Below are 12,101 nucleotides of genomic sequence, written 5' to 3'. Positions count from 1 at the left end.
CCTTAGAGGCCGAGTTCGCGGGAGAGGTCGATCATCCGCTGCACCGCGACGCGCGCTTTTTCAGAGACTTCCACCTCAACCTCGACCGCGCCGGACATGGTGTGAAGCGACCACAGCACCTTTTCCAGCGTGATCTTCTTCATATAGGGGCACATGTTGCAGGGGCCGACGAAATCGACCTCGGGCAACTCATCCGCGATGTTCGACGCCATGGAGCATTCGGTGACCAGCATCGCTTTCGCCGGTTTTTCGCGGTGCACATAGTCCAGAATGCCGCTGGTCGAGCCGGAGAAATCCGCCTCTGCCACCACGTCGGGCGGGCATTCGGGGTGCGCGATGATGCGGGTGTCGGGGTTCCACTCGCGGTAATCGGCGATATCCTTGGCGGTATAGCGTTCGTGCACGATACAGGCGCCGTCCCACCAGACGATGCGTTTTGCAGGCACCTGTTTGGCGATGTTCTGGGCGAGGTATTTGTCCGGCGTCATGATCACCGTGTCGCTTTCCATCGCGGCGACGATCTGCGCGGCGTTGGAGGAGGTGCAGCAGATGTCTGACGCGGCTTTCACCTCGGCAGTGGTGTTCACGTAAGTCACCACAGGCGCGCCGGGGTATTGCGCGCGCATCTGTTCGACACCCTCGGCGGTGATGCTTTCGGCCAGTGAACAGCCCGCTTCCATATCGGGGATCAGCACGGTTTTCGACGGGTTCAGGATTTTCGAGGTCTCGGCCATGAAATGCACGCCGCATTGCACGATCACATCGGCCTCAACTTCGGTCGCTTTGATTGCCAGTTGCAGGCTGTCGCCGACGAAATCCGCGATGCCGTGATAGATGTCTGGCGTCATGTAGTTATGCGCAAGGATGACCGCGTTTCGCTCTTTTTTCAGCTTGTTGATCGCGGCAACATAGGGGGCGTGAATGGCCCAATCGGGGGGCGAAACGACACGGTCCATCTTGGCGTAAATATTGGCCATTTCAGCCGCCAGCGCAGGCGATGGCGCGAGGTCATAATGGCGCTCAAGCTCGCTGGGCGAAAAGATTTCATCACGCATGGTCGGTCCCCCTCCGGCCTTGGCGCGTGTCACGGCACCGCGCTGGACACCACACCCGGCGTGCTGGCCATAGACGACTGGCGGGGTTTGGGCAAGCCAATACCCTTTATGACAGGGCGCTCAGCCTTTGTGGATCAGGTGAATTTGCGGAACAATCGGGTCTGATCGAACATGTCTTCCAGCCGTTCGGCGCGGTCCTTTGTATCTTCCCAGTTGATATCCTGCATGGCCGAGATCACGCTTTCCACCAGCAAAAGCGTCGCCGCCGCACTGTCCCAAGCCGAGGGCGCGACGATCCGGCTGGAGAAGCATATATCGGCAAGGCTATGCACAGGAGAGCGCCATTGGTCGGTAAAGAGGATGATCTTGGCCCCCCGCGCATGGGCCATTTCGGCCAGTTTCAGGGTGTTGTTCTCATAGCGGCGCACGTCGAAGATGACGAAAACATCGCCTTCGCCAACGTCCAACAGGTAATGTGGCCAAGCGTTGGAGGTGGATTGAATATGCGTGACCCGGGGCCGGATGATCTGGGCGTGCAGGAACAGATATTCCGCCATCGTGTGCGTGATGCGCCCGCCCACGATATAAAGCGGGTGCGCGGTGTCGGCGATCAGCGCACAGGCGCGGTCAAAGGTCTCGGGCTCAATCTGGCCGAGGGTATGACGGATATTGTCGATCACTGCGTCGGTGAAACGGTTCAGTACATGGCCCGAGGGCGCGCCTTCGGTCCATGTGTCGTGTTTGGCAATGGGGTTCTTGGCCTTGGCCTTGAGCTCTTCGCGCAACTCGTTTTGAAACTCAGGGTAGCCCTTGAACCCTAGCTTTTGCACCATCCGCGCCACGGTGGGGGTCGAGACATTGGCATCCTTCGCCAGCGCCGTCAGTGGGCCGAGGCCGGAGGCGGGGTAATTTTCCAGAATCGAATGGGCGAGTTGGCGTTCAGCACGGGTCAGCCGGTCCAACTCTTGCTGGATACGGTCGGAAATGGTCAGCGTCGGTTCAGCCATGGATGCCCCTCTTTTGACGAGTAATAACACAAACTGAACAACGTTGTAATAAATTTGACATTATTCTGTTGACAGAAGCCCCTCGCCCGAATGAGGTTTGGTCAACTGAGGGGGATAGGGTGTCAGAGCAGACAGATCTTTCGAATGAAGCCGTCGAGGTGATCAACGCCGGGGCCAAGGCCCCGCTGGTGTTGGTCTGCGAGCATGCGGCGCGTGAGATACCGGCCTGCTACGACGGTCTTGGGCTGGATGCTGCGGCCCGCGAAAGCCATGTGGCGTGGGATCCCGGTGCGCTGGCCGTGGCGCGGGCCATGGCGCAGGATTTAGACACCGTGCTGGTGGCCGGGCGGGTTTCGCGGCTCGTCTACGACTGTAACCGCCCGCCCGAAGCCCCCGGCGCGATGCCAGCGCAAAGCGAGATTTTCGCGATCCCCGGTAATGCGTCACTTGATGAGGCAGGCCGGGCCGAGCGGGTGGCGCGCTATTACGAGCCATTCCGCGCGACTTTGGCGGCGACGATCAAAAAGGTCGATGCGCCTGCGATAGTCACGGTGCATAGTTTCACGCCGATCTACCACGGCAAACCGCGCAGCGTTGAGATCGGGGTTCTGCACGACAGTGACACACGGCTGGCCGATGCGATGCTGGCCGTGACGGCAGAGTTCACGGACCTAAAGGTCGAGCGCAACGCGCCCTACGGCCCGCAGGACGGGGTCACCCATACGCTGAAAGAACACGGGCTGGTCCATGGTCATCCGCATGTCATGCTAGAGATCCGTAATGACCTCATCACGACCGAAGCCGAACAGCAGCAGATGGCCGAGATGATCAGCAATTGGCTCCGCGCCGCCATGGCTCGGCCCGAGATGAAGGAGGCCACATCGTGAGGTTCATGCGAGGCTATATCCGGGGCATCGACGCGATGAACCGGCGGATCGGGCGGATCATGATGTATGGTATCTTTGTCCTGATGGGGGTGCTGTTGTGGTCCACCGTCAGCAAAGCCTTCTTCGTCCCCTCGCTTTGGACGCTGGAAATGGCTCAATTCATCATGGTGGGCTACTACATTTTAGGTGGGCCTTACTCGATCCAACTGGGGTCGAACGTGCGGATGGACCTGCTCTATGGCGATTGGTCGCTGCGCCGCAAAGCGTGGTTCGATCTCTTCACCGTCTTCTTTCTGATCTTCTATCTCTGCGTGCTGCTTTATGGTGCGGTAAGCTCTACCGCCTATTCGCTGGGCTACTGGGGGACGGAGCCGTTCAGCTTTTTCGGCGGCTTGATCACCGGCAGCGAAGAGGTCGGCCATATGGAGCAATCCAGTTCCGCATGGCGTCCCTATCTCTGGCCGATCAAGGTCGTGATGATCGTCGGCATCTTTCTGATGCTGCTGCAATGTCTGTCGGAGCTCTTGAAAGACGTTCTGCGGCTCAAGGGTGAGGCCATCTGATGTCCTATGAAATGATTGCGACATTGATGTTCTCGTCAATGATGCTGATGCTACTGACTGGCCAGCGGGTCTTTGGGGCGATCGGCTTTATCGCCGTGGTCTCGGCGCTGCTGCTTTGGGGCGACAAGGGCGGCTATGACATCGGCTTTGCCGCCGCGATGAAGCTGATGAAGTGGTATCCGCTGCTGACGCTGCCAATGTTCATCTTCATGGGGTATGTCCTGAGCGAAAGCCGCATTGCCGATGACCTTTACAAGATGTTCCACGTATGGATGGGCGGCGTGCGCGGCGGGCTGGCGATTGGGACGATTGGGTTGATGGTGCTGATCTCGGCCATGAACGGGCTGAGCGTGGCGGGCATGGCGATTGGCTCGACCATTGCGCTGCCGGAACTGCTGAAACGCGGCTATGATAAAAGGATGGTGACCGGGGTGATCCAAGCGGGGTCGAGCCTTGGCATCCTCGTGCCGCCCTCAGTGGTGCTGGTGCTTTATGCGATGATCGCGCGGCAGCCGGTGGGGCAGTTATGGCTGGCGGGTGTGGCGCCGGGGCTGATGATGGCGTCGATGTTCATCGCCTATATCGTGATCCGCTGCTGGATGAATCCGACCCTCGGTCCGGTGCTTTCGCCCGAGGACCGCGATATTCCCCGCGCCGAGAAACTGCGCCTGCTGCGTGCGGGCATCCTGCCGCTGGTGATCTTTGCTGTGATGATGGTGCCCTTTGTTAACGGTTGGACCAGCTTGGTCGAAAGCTCGGCCATCGGGGCTGCGGCGGCGTTCTTTGCGGCGGTGCTTAAGGGGCGCATGACCAAACAGGTGTTCGAGAACTCGGTGCGCAATACGCTGGGTATCACCTGCATGTTTATGTGGATCATCCTCGCCGCCCTTGCTTTTGGCGCGGTTTTTGACGGGCTGGGCGCGGTGAAGGCAATCGAGAGCCTCTTTACCGAGAAGATGAACCTGAGCCCGTGGATGATCCTGATCATGATGCAACTCAGCTTCATTATCATGGGCACCTTCCTTGATGACACGGCGATGCTGGTGATCGTGGCCCCGCTCTATGTGCCGCTCGTCGGTGCGCTGGGCTTTGATCTGATCTGGTATGGTATCCTGTACACGATCACCACGCAGATCGCCTATATGACCCCGCCGTTTGGTTATAACCTGTTTCTGATGCGCGCCATGGCTCCGCCGGAGATTACCCTGCGCGACATCTACGCTTCGATCACGCCCTTCGTGCTGGTGATGGTCTTGGCGCTGATACTCGTCATGGTCTTCCCGCAGATCGCGACATGGCTGCCCGATTACATCTACGACAAATAACAATGAGAGCCGCGCAAAGACGGCCTGACATTTCAACAAAGGAGAGACGTATGACCACTCGCAGAAAGTTTCTATCCGGGGCCGCCGTTGCCGCCCCTGCGGCCCTCGCCGCGCCCTCCATCGTACATGCCCAAGCACCGATCAAATGGCGCATGCAGACCTATGCGGGCGCCGCTCTGGGTGAACAAGTGACCAAGCCTGCCGTCGATTACATCAACGCCGCCGCCAATGGCGAGATGGAAATCGAACTCTTCTACGCCGACCAGATCGTCCCCACCGGCGAGCTGTTCCAAGCCATGCAGCGCGGGACCATCGACATGGTGCATTCCGATGACGACTCCATGGCCTCGCCCACGCCGTTGCAGCAATTCGGCGGCTATTTCCCGTTTGCCACCAAGCATATCCTCGACGTGCCGGTGCTGTTCAGCCAGTATGGTTTGGCCGAAATCTGGCAAGAAGAATATGCCAAGGTCGGCGTCGAGTGGCTGTCGGCTGCGGGCCAAGACCCCTGTAACTTCAACACCACCAAAGAAATCAAATCGGTCGCCGATCTGGACGGTCTGAAGCTTTACACCTTCCCCACCGCGGGCCGCTTCCTGTCGAAGTTCGGCGTGGTGCCGGTGAACATTCCTTACGAAGACGCCGAGGTCGCGGTGCAAACAGGCGAGCTCGACGGCATGGCGTGGTCGGGCATCACCGAAGACTACACCGTCGGCTGGGCCGATGTGACGGACTACTTCCTGACCAACAACATCTCGGGTGCTTGGATCGGGTCGTTCTTCGTCAACCAACAGCAGTGGGCCGATCTGCCGGATCACCTCAAACAGTTGGTCATGGCGGGGATCGAAGCGGGCCACACCTACCGCAACCAGTGGTACTGGGGCGGCGAGGCGCGTCTGCGCGCGCAGGGCGACAAGCTTAAGCTCAGCACCGTGCCTGCCGACGAATGGGCCGAGGTTGAAAACGCGGCCAAGGACTTCTGGACAGAGATCGCCGAAGAAGGCGAAGTGCACGCCAAGATCGTGCAGATCTTCCGCGACTATAACGAAGTCATCAACAAAGCCGGTCCGCCCTACACCAACGGCTGAACCGACAACTGGGGGCGCGCTGCCTGCGCCCCCGCCTTACCCCCTGAAGTGGACAGAACATGCCCGGCACCCTGACATTCGATGCGCTGAAAAAACTGGTCAAAGAAGGATCTGTCGACACGGTCCTTGCCTGCCTTGTGGATATGCAGGGCCGGTTGATGGGCAAGCGCTTCCATGCGGTTAACTTTGTCGAGACCTCTTACAAAGAGACCCATTGCTGCAACTACCTGCTGGCCACTGACCTTGAGATGGCGACGCCCGATGGTTTCGCCTCCACCTCGTGGCAGTCCGGCTATGGCGACTATGTCATGCAGCCCGACCTTGAAACGATCCGCCCGGTGCCGTGGCTGGACGGGACGGTGATGGTGCTTTGCGATGTGCTGGATCACGATACCCATGCGCCCGTGCCTCATTCGCCCCGCGCCATGTTGAAGAAACAGATCGCCCGGCTGAAGGAGTTGGGCTTTGACGCGATGATGGCGACGGAGTTGGAGTTCTTCCTCTTCGAGCAGAGCTTTGACACAATCCGCAAGGGCGGCTACCGCGACCTCACGCCGATCAGCGGCTATAACGAGGATTACAACATCCTTCAGACCACCAAGGAAGAGAACGTAATGCGCCCGCTGCGCAACCATCTCTTTGCCGCTGGTTTGCCGATTGAGAACACCAAGGGCGAAGCCGAAGCCGGTCAGGAAGAGCTTAACATCCGCTATTCAGCGGCGCTCGACTGCGCCGACTACCACACGATTGCCAAACATGCGGTTAAGGAGATCGCGTGGCAGCAGGGCCATGCGGCGAGCTTCCTGCCCAAGTGGCACAAGGATCGCGTTGGCTCGTCCAGCCATGTGCACCAGTCGCTTTGGCAGGACGGTAAGCCGATGTTCGTGGGTGCTGATGATGAGCTGGGCATGTCCGAGCTAATGCGCCACTACATGGCCGGTTTGATCGCCTATGCGCCAGAATACACCTATTTCCTCGCGCCCTATGTGAACAGCTATAAGCGCTTCGCCAAAGGCACCTTTGCACCGACCAAGACTGTCTGGTCCGTCGACAACCGCACCGCGGGGTTCCGCCTCTGTGGCGCGGGGACAAAGGGCGTGCGGGTCGAATGCCGTATTGGCGGATCGGACTTGAACCCTTATCTGGCGCAGGCGGTCATGCTGGCCGCCGGAATCAAAGGGATCGAAGACAAGATGGAGCTTGCCCCGCCCACACGCGGCGATGCTTACGGCAAATCCGACGCTGTCGATATCCCCCAGACCCTGCGGGCAGCAACCGAGACCCTGCGCGGCTCGACGTTCTTGCGTGAGGTTTTGGGCGACGATGTAGTGACCCATTACACCCGCGCAGCGGAATGGGAGCAGGAAGAATTTGACCGGGTGGTGACCGATTGGGAAATCGCCCGTGGCTTTGAAAGGGCCTGAGAATGACGACGGTAAAATGTATCTCTCCGATTGACGGTTCGGTCTATGCGGAACGCGAAACTCTGAGCAATGATGCGGCGCTTGAGGCTGTTGGCCGCGCGCGTAAGGTGCAAAAGGCATGGGCCGCACGCCCCCTGCAGGAACGTGTCGATCTGGTGATGGGCGCGCTGAAAGAGATCGAGAATTCCACCGACCGCATGACCGAGGAGCTGGCCCATCAGATGGGCCGCCCGGTGCGCTACGGTGGTGAGTTCGGTGGCTTGCAGGAGCGCACCAGCCATATGGCCAAGATCGCCGCCGACGCGCTTGCGCCCACGGTGATCGAAGATAGCGCGAGCTTCAGCCGCAAGATCATGCGCGAACCGCATGGCGTGGTTTTCGTCGTGGCACCGTGGAACTACCCCTATATGACCGCGAACAACACCATCGCGCCGGCGCTGATCGCGGGCAACACGGTGATCCTGAAACATGCCGCGCAGACCATTCTGGTTGGTGAACATCTGGCCGATGCCTACCGCGCGGCGGGCGTACCCGAGGATGTGTTCCAGAACGTGGTGCTGGACCATGACACCACCGGCAAGCTCATCGCAGACAATGAGTTCGATTTCATCAACTTCACTGGCTCCGTCGGAGGCGGTCAAGCGATGGAACGCGCGGCAGCAGGCACCTTTACCGGTGTGGCGACGGAATTGGGCGGCAAAGACCCGGCCTATGTCCGCGCCGATGCCAACCTTGATGCCGCCGTCGACGGCGTGATGGACGGTGCCATGTTCAACGCGGGCCAGTGCTGCTGCGGGATCGAGCGGATCTATGTGCATGAGAGCCTCTATGACGCTTTCGTTGAGAAGGCCGTCGCTTGGGTGAACAACCTCCACCTCGGCAATCCGCTGGACGAAGCGACGACCCTTGGCCCGATGGCGAATGTTCGCTTTGCCAATGAGGTCCGCGCACAGGTCGAGGAGGCCGTGGCGGCAGGTGCCAAGGCCCATATCGAAAAGATGCCCGCCGATGATGGTGGTGCCTACCTCACCCCGCAGATCCTGACGAATGTGACCCACGAAATGCGCGTCATGCGTGACGAAAGCTTTGGCCCCGTGGTCGGCATCATGCCGGTCAAAGACGATGAAGAAGCTATCGCGCTGATGAACGATTGCCAGTTTGGCCTGACGGCGGCGATCTTCACCGCGGATGCCGAGGCGGCTGACGCCATCGGTCAGCGGCTGGAAACCGGCACCGTCTTCATGAACCGCGCCGATTACCTTGACCCGGCGCTGTGCTGGACCGGCTGCAAGCAGACCGGGCGCGGCGCGGGCCTGTCTGAACTGGGCTATCACGCGCTGACACGCCCCAAATCCTACCACCTCAAGAAAGCCTGAGACATGTCCCTGACTGCCAATTGGTCTTACCCCACAGCCATCCGCTTCGGCGCGGGCCGCATTAAAGAGATTGCCGAGGCCTGCGCCGCTGCGGGCATCAAGAAACCGCTGTTGGTCACCGACAAGGGGCTGGCCTATCTGCCGATCACCCAGTCCACGCTGGATCTGATGGAGGCCGAAGGTCTGGGCCGTGCAATGTTCTCAGACGTTGACCCGAACCCGACCGAGATGAACGCCGAAGCGGGCATCAAGGTCTACCGCGACGGCGGCCATGACGGCGTGATCGCCTTCGGCGGCGGCTCCGGTCTCGATCTGGGCAAGGTCATCGCCTTCATGGCGGGCCAGGCCCGCCCCCTGTGGGATTTCGAAGACATCGGCGATTGGTGGACCCGCGCCGACGCCGACGGCATCGCGCCCATCGTGGCCGTGCCGACGACCGCCGGCACAGGCTCGGAAGTGGGGCGCGCCAGCGTCATCACCAATTCCCAGACCCATGAGAAGAAGATCATCTTCCACCCCAAGATGCTGCCTGCCGTCGTGATCTGCGACCCGGAACTGACCGTCGGCATGCCGCCGATGATCACCGCAGGCACCGGGATGGACGCTTTCGCCCATTGTCTCGAAGCCTTTTGCTCACCGCATTACCATCCGATGAGCCAAGGCATGGCGCTGGAAGGGATGCGTCTGGTCAAGGAATACCTGCCCCGCGCCTATGCCGATGGCAGTGATCTTGAGGCGCGCGGCCATATGATGTCCGCCGCGGCCATGGGCGCCACGGCTTTCCAAAAGGGTCTGGGTGCCATTCACGCCATCAGCCACCCGATTGGCGCGGTGCATCACACGCATCACGGCACCACCAACGCGGTCGTCATGCAGCCCGTCCTGCGCATGAACCGCCCCGCGATTGAGGACCGTCTGGCCAAGGCGGCGGCCTATCTTGATATCGTCGGCGGCTTTGACGGGTTTTACGATTTCGTCGGCAAGCTGAATGCGGAGTTGAATATCCCCGCTAATCTGACCGCCCTTGGCGTGACCGAACCGGATATCGACGCGCTGGTGGCCTCGGCTTTGCAAGACCCAAGCTGCGGCGGCAACCCGATTGAACTGACCAAAGAGAATGTCACGCAACTGCTGCGCGACTGCTTTTAAAACGCAAAACGGGGGGCCGGATCATCGGCCCCCCGTCTATTAAAAATCAGTGAAACGTCGGATTATTCAGTCGTTTTGGCTTCTTCCATATCCGCTTCAGTAACCTCGGGCCCGACCGAGACCAAATACGCCCAAACATCCTTGGCGTCTTCTTCGTCTCTCAGACGGTAAGACATCTTGGATTTGGCGCGGTTCGTGTCGAGATAGTTGGCCAGAAACTTCTTGGGATCGGCAACATAGCCGGTGAAGTTCTCTTCGTTCCACGCCAGACCGGCTTCGCCCGCCTCAACGATGGAATCGCCATAGCGGTAGTCCTCGACGGACCCGGCGACGCGGTTGTAGATCCCATAAAGGTTTGGTCCCGTACGACCCCCTTTTTGGATGTCATTGCCTTCATCATCTTGGATCATGTGGCAGCTTTTGCATTTACGAAAGACCTTTTCCCCGGCTTCGGCATCACCGGAGGCATGGCTTTCCGCCCAAAGGGGTGTGGCCCCAAGGCAGATGGCGAAGATCGACGCGATACGCATGTTCATTGTGAGTTCCTTTGTCTGGCTGATTTGAAACTAGCGTTTGGGGCGAGGGGGTAAAGCATATCGTCTGCGCCAAAAGGTAGCACGGGCGGGCTGCGGGCCGGTTAGCGGTTGAGACCAAGGGAAATTCCTCCGATAACTGCCGGTGAATTTCTTCTGCTTCGAGGGTGAGATGAACACAACGGCGAGCCGCCTCTGATGGAGATCATGGTCCCCGCTTGGGTCGACGGCATCCTGCAACCGGTTGAGAAGCTGGCCGCGCATGAGCGCGGTTTGCGGCATATGGCGGTTTCGGTCTTTGTCATTGCCGAGGGCAAGCTGCTGATGCAGCAGCGCGCGCTCGGCAAATACCACACCCCCGGCCTCTGGGCGAATACCTGCTGTACGCATCCGCAATGGGATGAGCCGCCCCAAGCCTGCGCCACACGACGTTTGGACGAGGAGTTGGGGATCACCGGGTTGGACCTTCAGCATCGCGGACAGGTCGAATACCGCGCCGATGTTGGTGGCGGACTGATTGAGCATGAGGTTGTAGAGGTCTTTCTTGCCCATGCAGACCCGGCACTGTCGATCACGGAAAACCCCGATGAGGTGATGGCGACGCGCTGGATCAGCCTAAGCGATCTGCACACCAACCTCGCGCAGAACCCCGAAGAATATACGCCTTGGTTGCGGATCTACATGGCCGAACACGAAGGTCTGATCCTCGGCGGCGGGGCGATAAAATAACAGAAAAGGCGGGCCAGAGATGACCGAAGACATGCAAGACCAAAAGACACGCGCGGCGGATTGGTTCCGCAAGCTGCGCGATGATATCGTTCAGGCGTTCCATGACATCGAAGCGCGTCATGCCGGGGAAGAAGAGGCCGGACGTTTCGTGGTCAGCAACACCACCCGCACCGCGCCCGATGGGTCAGATGCCGGCGGCGGTGAGATGTCCGTCATGCGCGGCGGGTGTGTGTTTGAGAAGGTGGGCGTGAATATCTCCACCGTCTACGGCACGCTGGGCGAACGGGCGCAGGCGGCCATGGCCGCGCGCAAAGGATTGCCGGGCATGGCCGATGATCCACGGTTTTGGGCCTCGGGCATTAGTCTGGTCGCGCATATGCAGAACCCGCATGTACCAGCGGTCCATATGAACACCCGCATGTTCTGGACCCCTCATGCATGGTGGTTCGGCGGTGGGGCGGATTTGAACCCTTGCATCGAATATGACGAGGACACCGCGCATTTTCATGCCGAGATGAAGGCGGCCTGCGACCCCCATGGTGCCACGCTCTATGACGAGTTGAAGACTTGGGCGGATGAGTATTTCTACATCCCGCACCGCAAACGCGCGCGGGGTGTGGGCGGGATTTTCTATGACGACCGCAACAGCGGTGATTGGGCGGCGGATTTCGCCCTGACGCAAGACGTGGGCCGGGCGTTTCTGCCCGCCTATGTGCCGCTGGTCGATAAGCGGCGCGAGAAGGAGTGGGACATGGACGACAAGGACGTGCAGTTGCGCCACCGTGGGCTCTATGCTGAGTATAACCTCGTTTACGACCGGGGGACGAAGTTTGGTCTGGAGACAGGGCATGATCCGGACGCGGTTCTGATGAGCCTGCCGCCTATGGCAAAGTGGGTTTGAACTGACGCCCGAGCCCGGAATCAAGCCGTAGGCGCCGGGCCATCGCCTGCCCGCCCCGACGGGT

12 protein-coding genes are annotated in these 12,101 nt (G+C 59.9%); 9 read left to right on the top strand and 3 right to left on the bottom strand.

The genetic code is table 11. The features are described from left to right. Positions 1–2 precede the first annotated feature (2 nt). Both nadA and O4H31_RS01635 read right to left on the bottom strand, forming a co-directional pair. Entirely contained in the window at positions 3–1,055 is a 1,053-nt protein-coding gene (gene nadA / locus O4H31_RS01640; protein ID WP_269342138.1) for a quinolinate synthase NadA, read from the bottom strand. Positions 1,056–1,189: 134 nt separating this feature from the next. Further along, positions 1,190–2,062 (bottom strand): MurR/RpiR family transcriptional regulator, encoded by an 873-nt coding sequence (locus O4H31_RS01635; protein WP_093927637.1) that lies wholly within the window; start codon positions 2,060–2,062, stop codon positions 1,190–1,192. Between the two features lie 119 nt (positions 2,063–2,181). Here O4H31_RS01635 and O4H31_RS01630 point away from each other — a divergent pair, with 119 nt between their 5' ends. Genes O4H31_RS01630 through O4H31_RS01600 form a run of 7 tightly spaced genes read left to right on the top strand, consistent with a single transcriptional unit; the run spans position 2,182 to position 9,874 of the window. Next, positions 2,182–2,949, top strand: a complete 768-nt coding sequence (locus O4H31_RS01630) for an N-formylglutamate amidohydrolase (protein ID WP_269342135.1) — start codon at positions 2,182–2,184, stop codon at positions 2,947–2,949. A 5-nt stretch (positions 2,950–2,954) separates the two neighbouring features. Then, complete coding sequence (locus O4H31_RS01625; RefSeq protein ID WP_419723582.1) at positions 2,955–3,512, top strand: TRAP transporter small permease subunit; 558 nt, start codon at positions 2,955–2,957, stop codon at positions 3,510–3,512. Beyond that, positions 3,512–4,837 carry a TRAP transporter large permease gene (locus tag O4H31_RS01620; RefSeq protein WP_269342132.1) on the top strand — a complete coding sequence of 442 codons (1,326 nt, stop codon included), beginning with the start codon at positions 3,512–3,514 and terminating at the stop codon, positions 4,835–4,837. The genes O4H31_RS01625 and O4H31_RS01620 overlap by 1 nt, the downstream gene beginning before the upstream one ends. 50 nt (positions 4,838–4,887) lie before the next feature. Further along, positions 4,888–5,925, top strand: coding sequence for a TRAP transporter substrate-binding protein (locus tag O4H31_RS01615; RefSeq protein WP_269342130.1), 1,038 nt, complete (start codon positions 4,888–4,890; stop codon positions 5,923–5,925). A 59-nt stretch (positions 5,926–5,984) separates the two neighbouring features. Next, entirely contained in the window at positions 5,985–7,349 is a 1,365-nt protein-coding gene (locus O4H31_RS01610) for a glutamine synthetase family protein (protein ID WP_269342128.1), read from the top strand. Between the two features lie 2 nt (positions 7,350–7,351). Continuing rightward, a complete protein-coding gene (locus O4H31_RS01605) occupies positions 7,352–8,725 on the top strand; it encodes an aldehyde dehydrogenase family protein (protein WP_269342126.1) in 1,374 nt (457 codons plus the stop codon). 3 nt (positions 8,726–8,728) lie between these two features. Continuing rightward, positions 8,729–9,874, top strand: a complete 1,146-nt coding sequence (locus tag O4H31_RS01600) for an iron-containing alcohol dehydrogenase (RefSeq protein ID WP_269342125.1) — start codon at positions 8,729–8,731, stop codon at positions 9,872–9,874. 62 nt (positions 9,875–9,936) lie between these two features. On the opposite strand, the gene O4H31_RS01595 is transcribed toward O4H31_RS01600, so the two are convergent. Then, positions 9,937–10,410, bottom strand: a complete 474-nt coding sequence (locus O4H31_RS01595) for a c-type cytochrome (protein WP_269342123.1) — start codon at positions 10,408–10,410, stop codon at positions 9,937–9,939. 195 nt (positions 10,411–10,605) lie between these two features. Here O4H31_RS01595 and idi point away from each other — a divergent pair, with 195 nt between their 5' ends. Both idi and hemF read left to right on the top strand, forming a co-directional pair. Beyond that, positions 10,606–11,136 carry an isopentenyl-diphosphate Delta-isomerase gene (gene idi, locus O4H31_RS01590; RefSeq protein WP_269342121.1) on the top strand — a complete coding sequence of 177 codons (531 nt, stop codon included), beginning with the start codon at positions 10,606–10,608 and terminating at the stop codon, positions 11,134–11,136. 19 nt (positions 11,137–11,155) lie between these two features. Then, positions 11,156–12,037: an oxygen-dependent coproporphyrinogen oxidase gene (hemF, locus tag O4H31_RS01585; protein ID WP_269342119.1), complete on the top strand. Its 882-nt coding sequence runs from the start codon at positions 11,156–11,158 to the stop codon at positions 12,035–12,037. Positions 12,038–12,101 lie beyond the last annotated feature (64 nt).

The sequence above is a fragment of the Sulfitobacter dubius genome, assembly GCF_027214245.1.
GTDB classification, from domain to species: Bacteria; Pseudomonadota; Alphaproteobacteria; order Rhodobacterales; family Rhodobacteraceae; genus Sulfitobacter; species Sulfitobacter dubius_A.
Note: the sequence above shows the minus strand (reverse complement) of the source record. Positions and strands in the feature narration are given on the sequence as shown.